The 21,136-nt window shown below is 60.9% G+C and carries 19 protein-coding genes; 11 read left to right on the top strand and 8 right to left on the bottom strand.

The genetic code is table 11. The features are described 5' to 3' along the window. Nucleotides 1-43: 43 nt before the first annotated feature. Nucleotides 44-1,069 (bottom strand): LysM peptidoglycan-binding domain-containing protein, encoded by a 1,026-nt coding sequence (locus PMM47T1_RS07040; RefSeq protein ID WP_008367142.1) that lies wholly within the window; start codon nucleotides 1,067-1,069, stop codon nucleotides 44-46. A 149-nt stretch (nucleotides 1,070-1,218) separates the two neighbouring features. Between PMM47T1_RS07040 and def the strand changes: the two genes are divergently transcribed. The 5 genes from def to PMM47T1_RS07015 are packed head-to-tail and all read left to right on the top strand — an operon-like array spanning nucleotide 1,219 to nucleotide 5,743. Then, entirely contained in the window at nucleotides 1,219-1,725 is a 507-nt protein-coding gene (def, locus tag PMM47T1_RS07035) for a peptide deformylase (RefSeq protein WP_008367140.1), read from the top strand. A 56-nt stretch (nucleotides 1,726-1,781) separates the two neighbouring features. Continuing rightward, complete coding sequence (fmt, locus tag PMM47T1_RS07030) at nucleotides 1,782-2,720, top strand: methionyl-tRNA formyltransferase (RefSeq protein WP_043300813.1); 939 nt, start codon at nucleotides 1,782-1,784, stop codon at nucleotides 2,718-2,720. Beyond that, the gene (rsmB, locus tag PMM47T1_RS07025) at nucleotides 2,717-4,030 is read left to right on the top strand and encodes a 16S rRNA (cytosine(967)-C(5))-methyltransferase RsmB (protein ID WP_008367135.1); all 1,314 of its coding nucleotides are present in this window, start codon (nucleotides 2,717-2,719) and stop codon (nucleotides 4,028-4,030) included. Before fmt ends, rsmB begins: the two co-directional genes overlap by 4 nt. 12 nt (nucleotides 4,031-4,042) lie before the next feature. Continuing rightward, on the top strand, nucleotides 4,043-5,416 hold the full coding sequence (gene trkA / locus PMM47T1_RS07020; protein ID WP_008367133.1) for a Trk system potassium transporter TrkA: 1,374 nt from the start codon (nucleotides 4,043-4,045) through the stop codon (nucleotides 5,414-5,416). 33 nt (nucleotides 5,417-5,449) lie between these two features. Continuing rightward, complete coding sequence (locus tag PMM47T1_RS07015; RefSeq protein ID WP_177323371.1) at nucleotides 5,450-5,743, top strand: tetratricopeptide repeat protein; 294 nt, start codon at nucleotides 5,450-5,452, stop codon at nucleotides 5,741-5,743. 156 nt (nucleotides 5,744-5,899) lie between these two features. Here the strand turns inward: PMM47T1_RS07015 and PMM47T1_RS07010 are convergent, their stop codons facing one another. Both PMM47T1_RS07010 and PMM47T1_RS07005 read right to left on the bottom strand, forming a co-directional pair. After that, entirely contained in the window at nucleotides 5,900-6,787 is an 888-nt protein-coding gene (locus tag PMM47T1_RS07010) for a lysophospholipid acyltransferase (protein WP_008367131.1), read from the bottom strand. A gap of 38 nt (nucleotides 6,788-6,825) precedes the next feature. Then, nucleotides 6,826-7,377, bottom strand: coding sequence for a DNA-3-methyladenine glycosylase I (locus PMM47T1_RS07005; protein ID WP_008367130.1), 552 nt, complete (start codon nucleotides 7,375-7,377; stop codon nucleotides 6,826-6,828). Between the two features lie 82 nt (nucleotides 7,378-7,459). Between PMM47T1_RS07005 and glyQ the strand changes: the two genes are divergently transcribed. The 4 genes from glyQ (at nucleotide 7,460) to PMM47T1_RS06985 (ending at nucleotide 11,881) form a co-directional block, all read left to right on the top strand. Beyond that, a complete protein-coding gene (glyQ, locus tag PMM47T1_RS07000) occupies nucleotides 7,460-8,407 on the top strand; it encodes a glycine--tRNA ligase subunit alpha (RefSeq protein WP_008367129.1) in 948 nt (315 codons plus the stop codon). Then, the gene (glyS, locus tag PMM47T1_RS06995) at nucleotides 8,404-10,458 is read left to right on the top strand and encodes a glycine--tRNA ligase subunit beta (RefSeq protein ID WP_008367128.1); all 2,055 of its coding nucleotides are present in this window, start codon (nucleotides 8,404-8,406) and stop codon (nucleotides 10,456-10,458) included. The genes glyQ and glyS overlap by 4 nt, the downstream gene beginning before the upstream one ends. Before the next feature lie 3 nt (nucleotides 10,459-10,461). Continuing rightward, nucleotides 10,462-10,995, top strand: coding sequence for a D-glycero-beta-D-manno-heptose 1,7-bisphosphate 7-phosphatase (gene gmhB / locus PMM47T1_RS06990; protein WP_008367127.1), 534 nt, complete (start codon nucleotides 10,462-10,464; stop codon nucleotides 10,993-10,995). Nucleotides 10,996-11,107: 112 nt separating this feature from the next. Beyond that, on the top strand, nucleotides 11,108-11,881 hold the full coding sequence (locus tag PMM47T1_RS06985) for a lysophospholipid acyltransferase family protein (protein WP_008367126.1): 774 nt from the start codon (nucleotides 11,108-11,110) through the stop codon (nucleotides 11,879-11,881). A gap of 188 nt (nucleotides 11,882-12,069) precedes the next feature. Here the strand turns inward: PMM47T1_RS06985 and PMM47T1_RS06980 are convergent, their stop codons facing one another. Both PMM47T1_RS06980 and PMM47T1_RS06975 read right to left on the bottom strand, forming a co-directional pair. Continuing rightward, the gene (locus PMM47T1_RS06980; RefSeq protein ID WP_008367124.1) at nucleotides 12,070-13,692 is read right to left on the bottom strand and encodes an MFS transporter; all 1,623 of its coding nucleotides are present in this window, start codon (nucleotides 13,690-13,692) and stop codon (nucleotides 12,070-12,072) included. 96 nt (nucleotides 13,693-13,788) lie between these two features. Next, nucleotides 13,789-15,438: a GMC family oxidoreductase gene (locus tag PMM47T1_RS06975; protein WP_008367123.1), complete on the bottom strand. Its 1,650-nt coding sequence runs from the start codon at nucleotides 15,436-15,438 to the stop codon at nucleotides 13,789-13,791. Nucleotides 15,439-15,551: 113 nt separating this feature from the next. On the opposite strand from PMM47T1_RS06975, the gene PMM47T1_RS06970 reads away from it, so the two are divergent. Next, complete coding sequence (locus PMM47T1_RS06970) at nucleotides 15,552-16,442, top strand: LysR family transcriptional regulator (RefSeq protein WP_008367121.1); 891 nt, start codon at nucleotides 15,552-15,554, stop codon at nucleotides 16,440-16,442. A gap of 4 nt (nucleotides 16,443-16,446) precedes the next feature. Here PMM47T1_RS06970 and PMM47T1_RS06965 read toward each other — a convergent pair whose 3' ends face one another. After that, nucleotides 16,447-17,046: a LysE family translocator gene (locus PMM47T1_RS06965; RefSeq protein WP_043300840.1), complete on the bottom strand. Its 600-nt coding sequence runs from the start codon at nucleotides 17,044-17,046 to the stop codon at nucleotides 16,447-16,449. A gap of 43 nt (nucleotides 17,047-17,089) precedes the next feature. Further along, nucleotides 17,090-17,425, bottom strand: coding sequence for a hypothetical protein (locus tag PMM47T1_RS06960; RefSeq protein WP_008367119.1), 336 nt, complete (start codon nucleotides 17,423-17,425; stop codon nucleotides 17,090-17,092). A gap of 142 nt (nucleotides 17,426-17,567) precedes the next feature. On the opposite strand from PMM47T1_RS06960, the gene PMM47T1_RS06955 reads away from it, so the two are divergent. Continuing rightward, nucleotides 17,568-18,488: a LysR substrate-binding domain-containing protein gene (locus PMM47T1_RS06955; RefSeq protein WP_043300812.1), complete on the top strand. Its 921-nt coding sequence runs from the start codon at nucleotides 17,568-17,570 to the stop codon at nucleotides 18,486-18,488. A gap of 226 nt (nucleotides 18,489-18,714) precedes the next feature. Here the strand turns inward: PMM47T1_RS06955 and gyrB are convergent, their stop codons facing one another. Further along, on the bottom strand, nucleotides 18,715-21,132 hold the full coding sequence (gene gyrB / locus PMM47T1_RS06950) for a DNA topoisomerase (ATP-hydrolyzing) subunit B (protein ID WP_008367116.1): 2,418 nt from the start codon (nucleotides 21,130-21,132) through the stop codon (nucleotides 18,715-18,717). Nucleotides 21,133-21,136: the final 4 nt, after the last annotated feature.

Genomic DNA, 21,136 nt, shown 5'->3' with positions numbered 1-21,136 from the left:
TGGATAACTCTGTTGGTAACTGTTTAACAACTTTCCCGGTGGACTAGGGGTTTTTTACCTTGTCCAACACTGCCAGGGAGCGATTGGCGTTGAGCACTAAACCATAGCTGAGCTTTTGATAAGTGCGGAACACCATCAGCAGCCCGGCCCGTTCATCGGGGATTTTCACCTGCTCTCCGGTCACCCGGTCGCGCACGGTTTCACCGGTCTTGTAGATGGCCAGGACGTTGCCTTCCTTGAGCCCGTCGCGGTTGCCACGGTCCAGAGTGACCACGTCGTACTTGCCAATCTGTGTAACACCCCGTGGCACATCAATGATGGTGCCGCTGATGGATTTGGCCGGTGCGCTGGGTAGAAAGGTGGAATTGACCGGCCGCTCTTCACTCACGAAAAGGCGGTCGCCCAAGCGAACCTCTTCGCTGGAGCGTTGCAGGTTCAGGGTGGCGATGTCGCCCTCAGTGGCGACGATTTCGCCACCGCCCATGTTGTCGGCGTTTACCCCCAACTGCTCGTGGGTAACCGGGTCGGTGTAGACCTTGCCTTGGCGGAAAATGCCGTAAGAGGCGTGGGCCGGGTCGAAGGTGCCGCGCGCGTAGATGCGATCGCCCATGCCACTGACCACGCGCTCACCCTGGCCTGCAACGATGTAAGGCGCGCTATTGAACGCGTCGGTGCTGTCCAGGATGCGGTTACTGAGCAGGAAAGCGTTGATCGATTGCAGCGGAATGATCGGGATGGCCTCGGCTACCGGTGTGCTGCGTATGCGTGGCGACAGCTTGATGGTGCCACGCGATGCCCCGCGCTCCAGCATAAGCTGGGGCTGGCCATTGACGTAGCTGAGCACCAGCGAATCGCCGGGGTAGATCAGGTCCGGGTTGGCGATTTGCGGGTTGGCGTGCCAAATCTGCGGCCATTGCCACGGTTCGCGCAGGAATTTGGCGGAAATGTCCCAAAGTGTGTCGCCCTGAACCACAGTGTAGCGCTGTGGATAACCGTCCTTTAGCTGCACATCGGCGCTGGCCAGACCGGCGCACGCCATGAGCAGCAGGGCGAGTAGTGATTTCCTCATGCCGTGAATCCCTTTATTATGTACGTTCACGTGAAACGCAGCCGCTTTCCGGCCCTTCTCCCTGGGAGAACGTTTGACAGGCAGACCGCCCCCAATACCTTGCGCGGCTGCTACCTTTGACTTTACCTCACAGTGCAGCAATTACGCATATGGCTATTTTAAACATCCTCGAATTTCCAGACTCGCGTCTGCGCACCATTGCCAAGCCAGTGGCCGTGGTGGATGACGAAGTTCGCCAGCTGGTCGATGACATGTTTGAAACCATGTACGAAGCACCTGGCATCGGCCTGGCCGCCACCCAGGTCAACGTGCACAAGCGCATCGTGGTCATGGACCTGAGCGAAGACCGCAGCGCGCCCATGGTATTCATCAACCCCGAGTTCGAATCGCTGACCGAGGAAATGGGCCAGTACCAGGAAGGTTGCCTGTCGGTGCCCGGCTTCTACGAGAACGTAGACCGGCCGCAACGCGTCAAGATCAAGGCTCAGGACCGCGACGGCAAGCCATACGAGCTGATCGCCGAAGGCCTGCTGGCCGTGTGCATACAGCACGAGTGCGATCACCTCAACGGCAAGCTCTTCGTTGATTACCTGTCCAACCTCAAGCGTGACAGGATCAAGAAGAAGCTGGAAAAAGCCCACCGCCAGCAAGCTTGATTCCCCATTCCAAAGGCTTGCTGCGGCAAGCCTTTTTCTTTTCCAGCGAGTAATCCATGAGCATGCGCATCGTTTTCGCGGGCACGCCCGAATTTGCCGCCGAACACCTCAAGGCCCTGTTGGCCAGCCCTTACGAAGTGGTCGCCGTGTACACCCAGCCGGATCGCCCTGCCGGACGTGGCCAGAAACTGATGCCCAGCCCGGTCAAGCAACTGGCGCTGGAGCACGGCATTACCGTGCTGCAACCGCCTACCCTGCGCAACGAAGATGCCCAGGCCGAACTGGCCGCGCTCAAGCCTGACCTGATGGTGGTGGTGGCCTACGGTCTGATCCTGCCCCAGGTTGTGTTGGACATCCCGCGCCTGGGCTGCATCAACAGCCACGCGTCGCTGCTGCCACGCTGGCGTGGTGCGGCACCGATCCAGCGCGCCGTGCAGGCTGGCGATGCCGAAAGTGGCGTTACGGTGATGCGCATGGAAGCCGGCCTGGATACCGGGCCGATGCTGCTCAAGGTCAGCACCGCCATTACTGCACAGGACACCGGTGGCAGCCTGCACGACCGCCTGGCACAGATGGGCCCGCCGGCCGTGATCCAGGCCGTTGGAGGCCTGGCCGCTGGCACCCTGGTTGGCGAAGTGCAGAACGACGAGCTGGCCACCTACGCCCACAAGCTCAACAAGGACGAGGCGCGCCTGGACTGGAGCCAGCCGGCCGACGTGCTGGAGCGCCTGGTGCGCGCCTTCTTCCCGTGGCCGATCTGCCACAGCACCCTCAACGGCGAAGCCGTGAAAGTGCTGGCCGCGCACGTCAGCGAAGGGCAGGGCACGCCAGGTACCATCCTGGCCGCCAGCAAGGACGGCCTGGTAGTCGCCTGTGGTCAACAGGCCTTGTGCATGACCCGCCTGCAATTCCCGGGTGGCAAGCCGCTGAATTTCAGTGACCTGTTCAACAGCCGCCGCGAGAAGTTCGCCGTCGGTACGGTGCTGGGCCAATGAACCCGCGTCTCGCCGCCGCCCGCGCCCTGGCTGCCGTACTCAGCGGCAAGGCCTCGCTCAACAGTTCGCTGCCGCTGCAACTGGACAAGGTGGAGGCGCGCGACCGTGGCTTCACCCAGGACTTGGCCTTCGGCACTGCGCGCTGGCAGCCGCGGCTATCGGCCCTGGCTGAAAAGCTGCTGCAAAAGCCGTTCAAGGTCGCCGATGCCGACGTCGAAGCCTTGATGCTGGTGGGGCTGTACCAGCTGTTCTACACCCGCGTCCCGGCCCACGCCGCCATCGGTGAAACCGTGGGCTGTGCCGACAAGCTCAAGAAGCCCTGGGCCAAGGCCTTGCTCAACGCCGTGCTGCGCCGCGCCCAGCGCGAAGGCAACGACCTGCTGGCCGACATGGAGCGCGACCCGGTGGTGCGCACCGCTCACCCGCGCTGGTTGCAAAAGGCCTTGAAAGCCTTCTGGCCAGAACAATGGGAAGCCGTCTGCGCGGCCAACAACGCCCACCCGCCTATGATTCTGCGGGTCAACCGCCGTCATCACAGCCGCGATGCCTACCTTCAATTGCTCAAGCAGGCTTCGGTGGGCGCCAGCGCCTGCGTGTACAGCCAGGACGGTATCGTCTTGGAGCAGGCCTGTGACGTGCGCGACCTGCCAGGCTTTGCCGATGGCTGGATCAGTGTGCAGGACGAGGCCGCGCAACTGGCCGCCGACCTGCTGGACCTGGCCCCCGGCCAACGCGTGCTGGACGCCTGCTGCGCCCCGGGCGGCAAGACCTGCCACCTGCTGGAAGCCGAACCGGCGCTCCAGGCCGTGGTGGCCATCGACCTGGAAGCCAAGCGCCTGGTGCGTGTGCGCGAGAACCTCGACCGCCTCAAGCTTGAGGCCCAACTGATTGCCTGCGATGCCCGGGAAACAGCGCAATGGTGGGACGGGCAGACGTTCAATCGCATCCTGCTCGACGCGCCGTGCTCGGCCACCGGCGTGATTCGCCGCCACCCCGACATCAAGCTCACCCGCCAGCCCGATGACATCCAGGCCCTGGCCGTGCTGCAAGGCGAACTGCTGGATGCGCTGTGGCCAACCCTGGAAGTGGGCGGCGTGCTGCTGTATGCCACCTGCTCGACGCTGCCCACCGAGAACACCGAAGTCATCGAAGCCTTCCTGGCCCGCACCCCTGCCGCTCGCGAGCTGGATCTGGCCACCAGCGCCGGTATCAGGCAGCCCCACGGCCGGCAGTTGCTGGCCCAGGAAGGCGGCCACGATGGCTTCTACTATGCCAAGCTGATCAAGATCGCGGCCCATCGCCCGAGCTGACAGGAGTAACGGATGAAGATCATCATCCTTGGTGCCGGCCAGGTGGGCGGCACCCTTGCCGAGCACCTGGCGGGCGAAGCCAACGACATCACTGTGGTGGATACCGACGGTGACCGCCTGCGCAGTCTGGGCGACCGCCTGGATATCCGCACGGTACAAGGCCATGCCTCGTTTCCCACGGTGCTGCTCAAGGCGGGCGCTGAGGATGCCGACATGCTGGTGGCCGTGACCAACAGCGATGAAACCAACATGGTCGCCTGCCAGGTGGCCCATACCCTGTATCACATGCCTACAAAGATCGCCCGCGTGCGCTCGGCGGCCTACCTGACCCGCGACAGCCTGTTCGCCAACGACGCCATTCCAGTTGACGTGCTGATCAGCCCCGAGCAGGTGGTTACCCATTACATCAAGCGCCTGATCGAGATTCCCGGCGCCTTGCAGGTTATCGACTTTGCCGATGGCAAGGCGCAACTGATTGCCGTGAAGGCCTTCTATGGCGGCCCATTGGTGGGCCAGCAACTGCGCCAGATCCGCGAGCACATGCCCAATGTGGAAACCCGCGTGGCCGCCATCTTCCGTCGCGACCGGGCCATCCTGCCCCGTGGCGACACCGTGGTGGAAGCAGACGACGAGGTGTTCTTCATTGCCGCCCGCGAGGACATTCGCGCGGTCATGGGCGAACTGCGCGGCCAGGACGAGCGCAACAAGCGCGTGGTGATCGCCGGCGGCGGGCAGATTGGCGAACGCCTGGCCGAAGCCATTGAAAGCCGCTATCAGGTCAAGATCATCGAGATGAACCCGGCGCGCTGCCGGCACCTGTCCGACAGCCTCTCAAGCACCGTGATCCTGCAGGGCAGTGCCTCGGACCGTGACCTGATGGTGGAAGAGAACATCGCCCAGGCCGATATTTTCCTGGCGCTGACCAATGACGACGAGGCCAACATCATGTCGTCGCTGCTGGCCAAGCGCCTGGGCGCACGCAAGGTGATGACCATCATCAACAACCCGGCCTACGTCGACCTGGTGCAGGGCGGCGAAATCGACATTGCCATCAGCCCGCAGCTGGCCACCATCGGCACGCTGCTGACGCACGTGCGCCGTGGCGACATTGTCAGCGTGCACTCGCTGCGGCGCGGCGCGGCAGAGGCCATCGAGGCCGTGGCCCATGGCGATGCGAAGTCGAGCAAGGTGGTGGGCAAGGCGGTGGAAGACATCAACCTGCCGTCGGGCACCACCATTGGCGCCATCATTCGCGACGAGCAAGTGATCATCGCCCGCGGTGCCACCGTAATCGAAGCGGGCGACCACGTGATCCTGTTCGTTGTGGATAAAAAATACATTCGCGACGTGGAAAAGCTGTTCCACGTGGGCTTGAGCTTCTTCTAAAGGATTTTCGCCGTGCTGCAATCACTGGAAAAAATGCTGGCCAAGGGTGTGGATAATTCACTGCTGCGCTTTGGGCTGGGCAAGGGTTATCTGGACGTGGGCGAGCACGCCAAGGCGGCAGAGCATCTGGCCCGTTGCGTGGAACAGGACCCCAAGTATTCGGCAGCGTGGAAGCTGCTGGGCAAGGCGCTGCAGGGGCTGGGAGATATCGCTGGCGCCCGGCTGGCGTGGCAGCAGGGCTTAACAGCGGCCCAGGCCCATGGCGACAAACAGGCCGAGAAGGAAATGACGGTGTTCCTGAAGAAGCTAGAGCGCCTGACCCCCTGACGCATACCCCCTGTGGAAGGCAGCTGTTTCTTGTGGGAGCGGGCTCTGCCCGCGAAAACTACACCACAGCGCCTCTGACTCCGCGGTGTTCTTTTCGCGGGCAGAGCCCGCTCCTACAGGAGGCATTTGCTCCCACAGAAGGCAAATTAACGCCGCTCAGTACCAGCGGTCTTCGCCGGCCGGGCGCTTCTTGAAGCGCTTCATGCTCCACATGTACTGGCTGGGGTAAGCCCCCACGTAACGGCTGATCACTTCACTCATGGCCGCCACCGATGTCTGGGTGTCAGTGCTGTACATGGCCTCGGGCGCCGCTTCCAGGATCACCTTGAAACCCGAACCATCCGGCAACCGCAGCGCATGCAGGAACACGCCCACCGCCTTGCCACCCGCAAGCATGTTCGGCACAAACTTGCTGGTGAGCGCCTGGGTGCCCAGGAACGGCACGAACACACCCGCCGATTCAGCCGGCTCAGGGTCGGCAGGGATACCCACCTGGCCGCCTTTGCGCACTTCCTTGATGACACTGAGGATGCCTTCCTTGGTGGAAGCCGCTACCCGGTTGCCCAGTTGCACGCGCTGCTTTTGCAGCAACTCATCCACCGCCTTGAGCTTGGGTGGGCGGTAGAAAATGATCGGTTTGCACTGCATGCAGTAGAAGTGGTTCAGCACTTCCCAGTTACCCAGGTGGCTGGTAATGCCAACTACACCCTTGCCCGACGCCAGCGCCTGTTCCAGCACTTCCAGGCCCTGCACTTCGCGCACCAGCTTCAGCGACTTCTCGGCCGGCCAGATCCACGCGCAGGCGCTCTCAGTCAGGCTTCTGCCGATGTCCATCATGCTCTGGCCCACCAGGCGCTCGCGCGCAACGGCGTCCAGCTCGGGGAAACACTTGGCCAGGTTGATGCGCACTATCTCGCGCGAACGGTTAGGCAGCTTCCAGGTCAGCCAGCCAATGGCCGCACCCACTGCCTGCACCGCGCGCCACGGCAGCAGGGCAAACAAACGCAGGGCCCCGACCATCAGGGCGCCTTTGAACTTATCCACAGACCACTCCTATCTTCAGCAAGGCGCCATTGTAACCGTCAGCGGCACAGAGCGGCGTAGCGATCACAGTCCTGGGTGTGATCCATGACCATGCCCGACGCCTGCATGAACGCGTAACAAATGGTCGGCCCGACAAAGGTGAACCCGGCTTTCTTCAACCCCTTGCTCATGGCCTCGGCTTCCGGCGTCTGCGTGGGAATGTGGCCGCGGTCGGGAAAGTGATTGATCTTCGGCTTGCCGCCGACGAAGGACCACAGAAACGTTGCCGGATCTTCGAGTTTGAGCCACGCCACGGCGTTCTGCCGGGCGGCCTTTATCTTCAGGCGGTTGCGGATGATGCCGGGGTCGAGCATGCGCTCTTCCACCTCGTCATCGCTCATGCACGCCAGCCGCTGTGGGTCGAAGTTGAACATCACCTTGCGGTAGTGTTCGCGCTTCTTCAACACCGTGATCCACGACAGCCCCGCCTGGCAGCCTTCCAGCAACAGCAATTCGAAAAGACGAGCGGGGTCACGCAGCTCAACCCCCCATTCTTCGTCGTGATAAGCCTGGTAGATCGGCTCTTCTGAACACCAAAAGCAGCGTGGCATAAGGCTCCAAGGGTAGAGGTCGGGCTGAATCGGGGTATACTCCCGCTCTTTATATTCGCAGCCCTAGAAACAGGTGAATTTCGTGAGCCAGCCTACGCCAGCCGTGCGTACCTTCCAAGACTTGATCCTCGCACTCCAGCAATACTGGGCCGAGCAAGGTTGTGTGGTGCTTCAGCCCTACGATATGGAAGTAGGCGCCGGCACTTTTCATACCGCCACGTTCCTGCGCGCCGTAGGCCCGGAAACCTGGAACGCTGCCTACGTGCAGCCAAGCCGCCGTCCTGGCGATGGCCGCTACGGTGAGAACCCCAACCGCCTGCAGCACTATTACCAGTTCCAGGTGGTGCTCAAGCCTAACCCGGAAAACTTCCAGGAACTGTACCTGGGCTCGCTGAAGCACATCGGCCTGGACCCGCTGGTTCACGATATCCGCTTCGTCGAAGACAACTGGGAATCGCCGACCCTGGGCGCCTGGGGCCTGGGCTGGGAAATCTGGCTCAACGGCATGGAAGTCACTCAGTTCACCTACTTCCAGCAGGTAGGCGGCATCGAGTGCTACCCGGTCACCGGTGAAATCACCTACGGCCTGGAACGCCTGGCCATGTACCTGCAAGGTGTGGACTCGGTCTACGACCTGGTATGGACCGACGGCCCGTTCGGCAAGGTCACCTATGGCGACGTGTTCCACCAGAACGAAGTGGAGCAGTCCACCTACAACTTCGAGCACGCCAACGTCGAGAAGCTGTTCGAACTGTTCGACTTCTATGAAAGTGAAGCCAACCGCCTGATCGAGCTGGAACTGCCGCTGCCGACCTACGAAATGGTCCTGAAGGCGTCGCACACCTTCAACCTGCTCGATGCCCGTCGCGCGATCTCGGTTACCGCTCGCCAGCAGTACATCCTGCGCGTGCGCACCCTGGCCCGTGCCGTTGCGCAAAGCTACCTGCAAGCCCGCGCCAAGCTGGGCTTCCCCATGGCGTCCCCTGACCTGCGTGATGAAGTGTTGGCTAAGCTGGAGGCTGCACAATGAGTGCTCAAGATTTCCTGGTTGAACTGGGCACCGAAGAGCTGCCACCCAAGGCCCTGAATACCCTGGGCGAAGCGTTCCTGGGCGGTATCGAAAAAGGCCTGCAGGCTGCCGGCCTGAACTTCACCGCCAAGAAGGTCTATGCGGCGCCACGCCGTCTGGCGGTGCTGATCAGCGGCTTGGACACCCAGCAGCCTGATCGCAGCATCAACCTCGACGGCCCGCCACGCCAGGCTGCCTTCGACGCCGAAGGCAACCCTACCCAGGCTGCCCTGGGCTTCGCCAAGAAGTGCGGCGTAGACCTGTCGGAAATCGACCAGAGCGGCCCCAAGCTGCGTTTCAGCCAGCGTATCGTCGGCAAGCCGACCGCCTCGCTGCTGCCGACCATTGTCGAAGATTCGCTCAATGACCTGCCGATTCCCAAGCGCATGCGCTGGGGTGCGCGCAAAGTCGAGTTCGTGCGCCCAACCCAATGGCTGGTGATGTTGCTGGGTGACCAAGTGGTGGATTGCACCATCCTGGCCCAGAAAGCCGGTCGCGATTCGCGTGGCCACCGCTTCCACCACCCGGAAAACGTGCGCATCACCGAGCCGGCCAACTACGCCGAAGACCTGCGCAAGGCCTACGTGCTGGCCGATGCCGGCGAGCGTCGTGAACTCATCAGCAAGCGCACCGCCGAACTTGCCATGCAGCAGGAAGGCACCGCCATCGTGCCGCCGGCGCTGCTGGACGAAGTCACCGCCCTGGTCGAATGGCCGGTGCCGCTGGTGTGCTCGTTCGAGGAACGCTTCCTGGAAGTGCCGCAAGAAGCGCTGATCACCACCATGCAGGACAACCAGAAGTACTTCTGCCTGCTGGACGTGGATGGCAAGCTGCTGCCGCGCTTCATCACCGTGGCCAACGTCGAGAGCAAGGACCCAAGCCAGATCGTGCAGGGCAACGAGAAAGTCGTGCGCCCGCGCCTCACCGACGCCGAGTTCTTCTTCAAGCAGGACAAGAAGCAGCCACTGGAAAGCTTCAATGAACGCCTGAAGAACGTGGTGTTCCAGGCTCAGCTGGGCAGCGTCTACGACAAGGCGGTGCGCGTTTCCAAGCTCGCAGCCTTCATTGCCCCGCTGATCGGCGGCGACGCCCAGCGCGCTGCCCGCGCCGGCCTGTTGTCGAAATGCGACCTGGCCACCGAGATGGTCGGCGAGTTCCCGGAGATGCAAGGCGTCGCCGGCTACTACTACGCCCTGAACGACGGTGAGCCAGAGGACGTTGCCCTGGCCCTGAACGAGCAGTACATGCCGCGAGGCGCTGGCGCCGAGTTGCCAAGCACCCTGACCGGTGCGGCCGTGGCCATTGCCGACAAGCTGGACACCCTGGTGGGTATCTTCGGCATCGGCATGTTGCCTACCGGCAGCAAAGACCCCTATGCCCTGCGCCGTGCCGCATTGGGCGTGCTGCGCATCCTGATCGACAAGCAACTGGACCTGGACCTGACCAAGGCCGTGGCCTTTGCCGTGTCGGCGTTCGGCGCCAACGTGAAGTCTGCCGGCCTGGGCGACCAGGTGCTGGAATTCATCTTCGACCGCCTGCGTGCGCGTTATGAAGACGAAGGCACCGACGTCGCCACCTACCTGTCGGTTCGCGCCCTGAACCCGGGTTCGGCACTGGACTTCGACCAGCGCGTGCAAGCCGTGCAGGGTTTCCGCAAGCTGCCGGAAGCTGCCGCACTGGCGGCCGTGAACAAGCGCGTGTCGAACCTGCTGAGCAAGGCCGAAGGCAACATCGCCACTACTGTGGAACCCAAGTACTTCGATAACGCCAACGAGTTCTCGTTGTACTCGGCGATCCAGCAGGCTGACCAGGCTGTTCAGCCAATGGCCGCTGCCCGTCAGTACAGTGAGTCCCTGGCCCGCCTGGCGGCCTTGCGCGAGCCGGTGGATGCGTTCTTCGAGGCCGTGATGGTCAACGCCGAAGACCCCAAGGTACGTGCCAACCGCTACGCCTTGCTGTCGCGCTTGCGTGGCCTGTTCCTGGGCGTCGCCGACATTTCGCTGCTGGGGTAAGCCTTGAAGCTGGTGATACTGGACCGCGACGGAGTCATCAATGAAGACTCCGACGCCTACATCAAGTCGGTGCAGGAATGGATTCCAATCCCAGGGTCCATTGCTGCCATCGCGCAGTTGAGCATGGCCGGCTGGACGGTTGCCGTGGCAACCAACCAGTCGGGCATTGCCCGCGGTTACTACGACCTGGCCACACTGGACGCCATGCACGAGCGCTTGCGCACGCTGGTGGCCGAGCAGGGTGGCGAAGTCGGGCTGATCGTCTATTGTCCCCATGGCCCGGATGAGGGCTGCGATTGCCGCAAACCTCGGCCGGGCATGCTTAAGACCATCGCCGCTCATTACCAGGCCGATCTGGCCGGGTTATGGTTTGTGGGCGATAGTTGGGGTGACCTGGAAGCTGCGCTGGCCGTCGACTCTCAGCCTGTACTGGTAAAAACCGGTAAAGGCCACAAGACCCTGGGCAAGGCATTGCCCGAAGGGACGCTGATTTTCGATGATCTGGCTGCTGTAGCCAGAGCACTTATCCACACCTAGGGCGCCGCTGAATCCCTGATCAATACCGCGCTGCCCTGGCAGCCGGTATCGGTGGGCCGGTTCGCAAGTGCACTTTTAACAGGCGGGTTCGCCCGCAACGGTACAAGCCGCTATGTCGACACTGCAGGCGATCAGAATTTTCGTCTTCTACTTGCTGCTGGGCACCAGCTCGCTGCTGTGGTGCACCCTGAGCTTCTTCGTTGCTCCCTTTCTTTCGTTCCCAGCCCGTTATCGTTTCATCAACGTGTACTGGTGTCGCTGTGCGTTGTTTCTGACCCGCACCATTCTCAATATCCAGGTGAAAATCACCGGTGCCGAGAATGTGCCTGAACGGCGTTGCGTGATCGTTTCCAACCACCAGAGCACCTGGGAAACCTTTTTCCTCTCTGCCTACTTCCAGCCGTTGAGCCAAGTGCTCAAGCGCGAACTGCTGTATGTGCCGTTCTTCGGCTGGGCAATGGCCATGCTGCGCCCTATCGCCATCGACCGCGACAACCCCAAGGCCGCCTTGAAAGTGGTGGCCAGCAAGGGAGATGAACTGCTCAAGGACAATGTCTGGGTACTGATTTTCCCCGAGGGTACCCGTGTGCCATTCGGCAAGATCGGCAAGTTTTCGCGCAGCGGGTCAGCCCTGGCGGTGAACGCCGAATTGCCGGTGCTGCCAATTGCCCACAACGCCGGCAAGTACTGGCCCAAGGAAGGCTGGGGCAAGCGTGCCGGTACCATTGAGGTGGTGATCGGCGAGCCGATGTACGCCAACGGCACCGGCCCACGGGCGATAGCCGAGCTAAACGACCGCGTTGCCGCCTGGAACGAACAGACTCAACGCGCGCTAGGTTCGCTGCCCGAAAACCCTGAGGTCGACGAGACGCCGGCGGTCGGCTGATCTGTGGATAACTTGTGTACAGTATTTGGATCATTTCCAAAAAACGCTCATAACTTATTAATTTTAAAGCTTATTTCGGCACGCTATGGCGCAATGCTAAACGTGCATAAGTTTTTCGAAGCATAAAAAAACCGGCCTTGATCGCCGGTTTTTTTACAACTCCCACATAAGCAGATAACAGGCAGCCCCTAGACCTTGTCCAAGTCCACGCCACGAGTTTCCTTGAGGCAGAACAGCCCCACAATCAGGCTCACTCCCGTCACCACCACTGGGTACCACAGCCCGTAGAAGATATCCCCGGTGTACACCACCAACGCAAACGACACCGTTGGCAGGAAGCCGCCAAACCAGCCATTGCCAATGTGATACGGCAGCGACAGCGAGGTGTAGCGGATACGCGTGGGGAACAGTTCCACCATCACCGCCGCCAGCGGCCCGTAGGTCATGGTGGCAATCAGGATCATGGCGACGATCAACAGCACCACCATCGGCTGGTTCACCAGGCTGGGGTCAGCCTTGGCCGGGTAGCCGGCCGCCGTCACTGCGGCGCGCATGGCGGCTTCGTCGTAGCCGTCAATGCGCTTGTCACCGATGTTGACTACCACCGGGTTGGCCGCATCAGCCGGCGCAGACGAGTAAGGCAGGCCCTGCTTGACCAGAAACGTCTTGACCTTGTCGCACGGGCTGTCGAAACGCGCCTTGCCCACCGGGTCAAACTGGAAGGTGCAGCCGGACGGGTCGGCCATCACTGTGATCGGCGCCTGGCGGCTGGCCTGGTCGATCTGCGGGTTGGCGTAATGGCTCAGGCCTTTGAACAGCGGGAAGTAGAGCAGGGTAGCCAGCAGTAGGCCGGTCATCAGGATAGGCTTGCGACCAATGCGGTCCGATAGCCACCCGCAGATGACGAAGAACGGTGCCCCTATGATCACGCTGATGATCAGCAAGCTGTTGGCCTGGGTGGGGTCCATCTTCAGCATCTGGGTCATGAAGAACAGCACGTAGAACTGCGCGCAGTAAAAAGTCACCGCCTGGCCGGCGTTGATGCTGAACAGCGCAACCAGCACGATCTTCAGGTTCTGCCAGGAGCCGAACGACTCCTTGATGGGCGATTTGCTGGTCTTGCCTTCGGCTTTCATGCGGGTGAAGGTCGGCGACTCATGCAGGCTCATGCGAATCCAGGTCGACACCCCCAGCAGGATAATCGACAGCAGGAACGGCAGGCGCCAGCCCCAGCTCTCGAATGCGTCCCCCGTGAGGTAGCGGCACGCCAACACCACCAGCAGGGAGAGCAGCAGCCCCAGGGTGGCCGTGGATTGAATCCAGCCGGTATGCATGCCGCGCTTGCCCGCCGGGGCATGCTCTGCCACGTATGTGGCAGCACCACCGTACTCGCCGCCCAGCGCCAGCCCTTGCAGCATGCGCAGGCACACCAGGATGATAGGTGCGGCAATGCCGATGCTGCTGTAAGTGGGCAAAAGGCCCACGGCGAAGGTCGACAGGCCCATCAGCACGATCGTCATCAGGAAGGTATATTTACGCCCGATCATATCGCCCAACCGGCCAAATACCAGGGCACCGAAAGGCCGCACCAGAAAGCCGGCAGCAAATGCCATCAGGGCGAAAATGAACGCCGTGGTCTCGTTGACCCCGGCAAAGAACTGTTTGCTGATTACCGCCGCCAGGGCGCCATACAGAAAAAAGTCGTACCACTCAAATACCGTTCCGAGGGATGAAGCGAAGATGATCTTCTTGTCTTCCCGCGCTGCGCTGGGCGCAAGCGCGGCGCCCTGGTCCTGTATGTAATCCGCCATGTCGTTGTCCTTTCAGCCCTTGGGGGCACAGTGATTATTGTTGTTGTCCACTGCCGACGGCCGCCGACTGCTGCTGCCGTCGCCTTTCCCGGCCGATCAGAACACCGGCTGGGCGTATTGCCGAGTTATTTCCTCCACACGTGGGGTAGCTTGCAGAATCATCTGTGCTGCCTTTTCGGCAATCATCAGAGTAGGCGTGCAGGTATTGCCCGAGACAATGTCCGGCATGATTGAAGCATCCACTACCCGCAGGCCGTCGATGCCGTGTACACGCAAGGTGGCGTCCACCACGTCCTGCGGGCCGTTGCCCATGCGGCACGTACCTACGGGGTGAAATATAGTCGTCCCTATGGCGCTTGCTGCTTCGTATAGCTGGGCTTGGGTTTCCATGGCCGAGCCTGGCAGGTATTCGGACGGCTTGAAGATCCGCAGGGCAGGGGCGTCGACGATGCGCCGGGTGAGGCGAATGGCCTGGGCGGCGACGCGCAGGTCTTCAGGGTCGCTGAGGTAGTTGGGGTCGATGATCGGCGGGGCGTCTGGGTTGGCAGAGCGGATATCCACACGGCCACGGCTTTTTGGGCGCAAGTTACACACAGAAGCCGTGAATGCAGGGAAGGCATGCAAGGGCTCGCCAAAGCGGTCCAGCGACAAGGGCTGCACGTGGTATTCAAGGTTGGCGCTGGGCTGCTCGGGGTCTGACTTGATAAAGGCGCCCAGTTGGCTTGGCGCCATGGCCAGGGGGCCGCTGCGGTCGTACAGATAGCGCAGGCCCATGCCCAGCTTCCCCCACAGGCTGTTCGCGACCTGGTTGAGAGTGCGGGTGTTGTTGACCTGGTAGATCAGCCGCAGCTGCAAGTGATCCTGCAGATTGCCGCCCACTCCGGGCAGTTCGTGCTGCACGGTTATCCCCAGGCGTTCAAGCAATGGGCGAGGGCCGATGCCGGAACGTTGCAGGATGCCGGGCGATCCGATGGCACCAGCGCTCAACAGAATCTCGCGACGGGCTGTGTATAACTCCACCTGGCCTTCTAGGCTTGCGTTGACGGCGGTCGCGCGGCCGTTATCCACATTCAGCCGGTCGACCCGCACGCCGGTCAGAATCGTCAGGTTAGGCCGCTTGAGCACGGGTCGCAGAAACGCCTTGGCCGAGTTCCAGCGGATACCGCCGCGCTGGTTGACCTGAAAATATCCACAGCCCTGATTATCCCCAGCGTTGAAATCGTCCACAGTTTCCACTCCGCACTGCGCGGCGGCGCTACGGAAGGCGTCGAGGATGGGCCAGCGGTAGCGCTGCAACTCTACCCGCCATTCACCCTTGCCGCCATGGGTTGGGGAGTCACCGGCGTAGTGGTTTTCGCTCTGGCGAAACAGCGGCAGCACGTCCTTCCAACCCCATCCGGCATTGCCCTGTGCGGCCCAGCCATCGTAGTCGGCAGCCTGGCCGCGCATGTAGATCATGCCGTTGATGGAGGAGCAACCGCCCAGCACCTTGCCCCGTGGATAACTCAAGGCACGGCCCTTCAGCCCGGGCTGCGCCTCGGTCTTGAAGCACCAGTCGGTGCGCGGGTTACCGATGCAGAACAGGTAGCCGACAGGGATGTGAATCCAGGGGTAATTGTCTCGTCCACCCGCCTCCAGCAGCAGGACCGAGACGGTGGGGTCGGCAGAAAGACGATTGGCCAGCAGGCAACCTGCTGGGCCGGCACCGACAATGACGTAGTCATAGGTGCTTTGGGCTGATGACATGGGAATCCTCGCGCCTGTTTTTATTGTTGTCTTCCCTCATGGTATTGATTAGCTTCGAGATGAAAACACGCGTTTTCACCCACCCGCTGTGCGTTTTTGAACAAGGACCCGCCATGTTCGACTGGAACGACCTGCGCTTTTTTCTCGAGCTGCACCGCAGCGGGCGGTTGCTGACGGCCGCCAAACGCCTGAACACCACCCACAGCACCGTGGCCCGGCACATCGAGTCAATCGAACACAGCCTGGGAAATGCGCTATTCGTGCAGCACGCCCAGGGCTACGAACTGACACCTGCCGGCCAGGCGCTGCTCAAGCACGCCGAAGCCATGGAGAACGTCGCGCTGCTGGCACAGGAAGAAATGACCCAACCGATGATGCCGCTGGGCAAGCTCCGCCTGGGGGTGACCGAGGGCATTGGCATCATGTTCCTGACCCCACGGCTGGGCGGCCTGTTCGAACGTTACCCAGGGCTGGAGGTGGAACTGGTGGCGGTACCGCGGTTTGTCAGCATTCTCAACCGCGAAGCCGAGATAAGCATCCATCTGGACCGGCCCTCGGCCGACCTGTTGATAACTCGCAAGCTCACCGATTACCGCCTGGCCCTATATGCCAGCCCCGCCTACCTGAAACGCGCGCCCGTGTTGAACAGCCGGGACGACCTGGCGGCTCACAACTGGATCGGCTATGTGGATGACTTGCTGTTCAGCCAGGAACTACTGTTTCTCAACAGCTTCTGCCGTGCCCCCAACGTGGTGTTCCGCAGCACCAGTGTGATCGCCCAACAGCAAGCGGCGCGGGCAGGGCTGGGCATCGCGGTGCTGCCCATGTACATGGCGGCGACTGACCCACAACTGGTGAGGGTGGTGCCGGGGGAAACCATCCAGCGCAGCTACTGGATGAGTACCCGGCGCGAGCTGCACAAATCCGTGCGGCTGCGGGTGGTGTGGGACTATCTGCTGCAACTGTGCGCGGCCGAGCAGGGGCAACTGCTCGACCGTACCTGAGGCGTCACTGGAATACGCGGTATACGCCCAGCGAGAACGACAATAGCCCGAGCGCCAGCAGAACAATACCCGGTGCGCAGTCAAGCAGGCGGCGCAGCCGACGATAGCGGTCCAGGCGACGGGACAGCAGGCTGTAGGCGATCAGGATCGAGATATCGATTGCCGCCCAGATCAGAATCAATGCGGCCGCTTGCACCGTGAAAGGTTCGTTCGGTGAAATGAACCCAGGCAGGAAGGCCAGGAAGAAAAGGATGTCCTTGGGGTTCGACAGGCCGACCCCCATGGTCTTCCAGAACCCGTAGCCTCTGCCGCCGGTTTGCAGCGATTCGCCGGTGCTCTCGTTTAAGCCACTGCGGCCCAACCAGGCGAGGTAGCACCCCCCCAGAATCTGGCCCCAGTTGAGCACAGAGGCGTTCAGATGGGCCGTGGTGTCGATCGCAATCAATGCGCACACCAGCAGGATTTGCGCAGATACCACTCCACCCGCTATGACTCTACCCGGCCAGCCTCGCCGAGCATCCGCGATGACCATCGCCACGATAGGGCCAGGTGACGCGATCAAAAACAGAACCGCTGTAGCGAAGGAAAGGTATCTAGCGCTCATGATCATCCGTGATGTTGTTTAGTTGTTGATGTGGAGAGCAGCGTCATGCCTGGCGCCATGGCTTCTGTGAACGCATCGCTTTTGCCATCCGATAAACCTTGTCCCGCCCCTTATGCCGAGTCCATCTCAGATTTTCCACCAATAACCTTTCATCAGCATTGAGCCGTATATTTCTCGGCTTATCACCATAGTCGGCCCCCCCAACTTGTACCTCTGCGGCAGGAATTAAGACATCTTGTAGCTGGCGCAGGAGAAAAGCCTGAAGCGCAGGGTTGATGAGTTCCTCTAAGGGCTGCGGGCCGCCTAGATTTTCGAGCAGCGCGACAATGGATTTGACCTGCATGGCGGCAGAAGGGGAAAGTCTTGGTTCTATATGCATAGTTCTGCTTCCTTATGGACAGAGGTTCCGGCTGCTGCTCCAACCGTTGGAAGGCCATGAGTATTGATCCCCACCCGAGAAATGAAAAACGGATAAGGTGCAGGGGTTGCATGAGTAGGAATCATGGTTAAGGACAGTGGTAATGACCTCACGGCTTCCCCCCTTGTATGCCTTGCGAGCATTTGAAGTCGCAGCGCGCTATGGATCATTCACCGTAGCCGCACACACACTGTGCATAACCCAAAGCGCTGTCAGCCGGCACGTTAAAAGCCTGGAGGCCCACTTAGGCTGCGCGCTGTTTGAGCGCAAAGGACCAAGGCTTTCTTTGACAGATACCGGTCGCCGATTGGCGCAGGAACTGGAGGTCAGCTTCACTGCCATCGAGTCTGCTTGCGCAACCGCGCGCCGCCCCCGAGGGACATTGCGGATAAAGACGCCTCCGACCATTACCATGCGATGGCTGATGGGTGTGCTCGAAAAATTTCAGGCTACCACTGGTGGTGACAGAGTTCAGTTGACCAGCGCCTGGATGGACGTAGACACCGTGGACTTTCGCAACGAGCCCTTCGACTGTGCCGTGCTGCTGAGCAATGGCGACTTCCCCAAGGACTGGCACTTCATCAAGCTGTTTGATGAGTGGCTGGTGCCGGTGTGTGCGCCTTCAGTTCAGGGCAAGAAGCCGTGGAGCATCGAGCACCTGGCCCTGGCCGAACTGATTCATCCCTCACGCGATTGCCGCGACTGGCGTCGTTGGTTGGAGCGGCAAGGGGAGGGCGATGCCGTGGACTGGAACGAAGGCAAGCGCTTCGACACCCTGGAGTTGGGCATGACGGCGGCAGCGGGTGGCCATGGGGTTTCCATCGGCGACCTGGCCCTGATCGGGCCGCAGCTCAAAGATGGCTCGCTGGTGTTGCCGATCCGCACGGCGGTGAAGACGGGAGACAGTTATTACCTGGTCTGGTCGCAACGCAACCCGCAGCATTACCTGCTGGAGCGGGTGCGAGACTTCCTGCTGAATAATGTGCCGGTGATGGCTACCCGGAATATCCAGATGCTGGAGTGAACGGCACCTGTGTAAATTGCTCCAAGAACCTGCCTTGCAGGGAACCCACTGTGGGACATTTATGGTGTTTGGCAACCCGCAGCGGCCGTCGGGCCGCGTCACTGACGCCGCCTCCGGCAGCTTGCTACGAGATTGGCGCTGATGCGTGGGGCACCACAGTGTTGAGGGCCAGTCACATCCCATAAAAAACCCGGCACGATGGCCGGGTTTTTTTATTACACCAGGATCAGAAATCCAGGTTCGACACAGCCAACGCGTTGTTCTCAATGAACTCACGACGCGGCTCTACAGCGTCACCCATCAGGGTGTTGAAGATCTGGTCAGCAGCGATCGCATCTTCAATGGTAACTTTCAGCATGCGGCGCACGGTCGGGTCCATGGTGGTTTCCCACAGCTGGTCCGGGTTCATCTCACCCAGCCCTTTGTAGCGCTGGATGGTGTGGCGCTTGGTGCTTTCGGTCATCAGCCACTCGAGCGCTTCCTTGAACTCCACCACCGGCTTCTTGCGCTCGCCACGTTGCACGTAGGCGCCTTCGTCCAGCAGGGTAGCCAACTGCGCGCCCAGTGCGGTGACCGTGCGGTAATCGTTGCTGCCGAAGAAGTCGCGGTTGAAGGTGATGTAGCTGGCCAGGCCATGGGAGGTGATTTCCACTTCCGGCAGCCAGACATTGCGTTCACGGTCTTCGCGCAGGCTGGCCTTGTAGACCAGGCCGGACTTCTCGGTATTGCGCAGACGTGCGTCGAAGCGCGCCAGCCAATCCTGCATGGCCGCATGGTCCGACAGCTGCTCCAACGATACGGCTGGCAGGTACACGAAGTGCTCAGTCAGCTCCTGTGGGTACAGGCGCGACAGACGCTTGAGGGTCTTCATTACCATGCGGAAATCGTTGACCAGACGCTCAAGCGCTTCGCCGGAAATGCCTGGTGCCGAATCGTTCAGGTGCAGGCTGGCATCTTCCAGGGCCGACTGGGTCATGTATTCTTCCATGGCCTCGTCGTCCTTGATGTACTGCTCCTGCTTGCCTTTTTTCACCTTGTACAGCGGTGGCTGGGCAATGTAGATGTAGCCGCGCTCGATCAATTCAGGCAACTGGCGGAAGAAGAAGGTCAGCAGCAACGTACGGATGTGCGAACCGTCGACGTCAGCATCGGTCATGATGATGATGTTGTGGTAGCGCAGCTTGTCGATGTTGTACTCATCGCGACCAATACCGCAGCCCAGCGCAGTGATCAGCGTGCCCACTTCCTGGGACGAGATCATCTTGTCGAAGCGTGCTTTCTCGACGTTGAGGATCTTGCCCTTGAGCGGCAGGATAGCCTGGGTGCGACGGTTACGACCTTGCTTGGCCGAACCACCGGCGGAGTCACCCTCCACCAGGTACAGTTCGGAGAGGGCAGGGTCCTTCTCCTGGCAGTCCGCCAATTTGCCTGGCAGGCCGGCGATGTCCAGCGCACCTTTGCGGCGGGTCATCTCACGAGCCTTGCGCGCGGCTTCACGGGCACGGGCGGCGTCGATCATCTTGCCGACAACAGCCTTGGCTTCGTTAGGATTTTCCAACAGGAAGTCAGAGAAGTACTTGCCCATTTCCTGCTCGACCGCGGTCTTCACTTCGGACGAAACCAGCTTGTCCTTGGTCTGCGAGCTGAACTTGGGGTCAGGCACTTTGACCGAAATGATCGCGGTCAGGCCTTCACGGGCGTCGTCACCGGTGGTGGCAACCTTGTGCTTCTTGGCCAGACCTTCCTGTTCAATGTAGTTGTTCAGGTTGCGGGTCAGTGCCGAACGGAAGCCCACCAAGTGGGTACCGCCATCGCGCTGCGGGATGTTGTTGGTGAAGCACAACAGGTTTTCGTTGAAGCTGTCGTTCCACTGCAGGGCAATTTCCACGCCCACACCGTCATCGCGCTGTACGTTGAAGTGGAACACTTCGTTGACCGCAGTCTTGTTGGTGTTCAGGTATTCAACGAACGCACGCAGCCCGCCTTCGTACTTGAAAGTCTCGTCCTTGCCCGAACGCTCGTCCTTCAGGTAAATGCCCACGCCGGAGTTCAGGAACGACAGTTCGCGAATTCGCTTGGCCAGGATGTCCCAGCTGAAGTGGATGTTCTTGAAGGTCTGGTCCGAAGGTTTGAAGTGAATCTGGGTACCGGTGGTTTCGCTCTCGCCAACGATTTTCATCGGAGCCTGAGGTACACCGTGAATGTAAGTCTGTTCCCAGATTTTGCCGCTGCGACGCACGGTCAGAATCAGCTCTTCGGACAGCGCGTTCACTACCGAAACACCTACACCGTGCAACCCGCCAGAAACCTTGTACGAGTTATCGTCGAACTTACCGCCAGCGTGCAGCACGGTCATGATGACCTCGGCTGCGGATACGCCTTCTTCTTTGTGCACATCTACCGGAATGCCGCGACCGTTGTCACGGACGGTGATGGATTCGTCAGGATGAATAATGACGGTGATGTCGTCGCAGTGGCCGGCCAAGGCTTCGTCGATCGAGTTGTCGACGACCTCGAACACCATGTGGTGCAGACCGCTACCATCATCGGTGTCGCCAATGTACATACCGGGACGTTTGCGTACGGCATCCAGCCCTTTCAGCACTTTAATGCTGGAGGAATCGTACGTTTGATTTTCGCTCATGCCT

The organism is Pseudomonas sp. M47T1, assembly GCF_000263855.1.
In the GTDB taxonomy this organism is placed as follows: domain Bacteria; phylum Pseudomonadota; class Gammaproteobacteria; order Pseudomonadales; family Pseudomonadaceae; genus Aquipseudomonas.
This window is presented reverse-complemented; position numbering and strand designations above follow the sequence as displayed.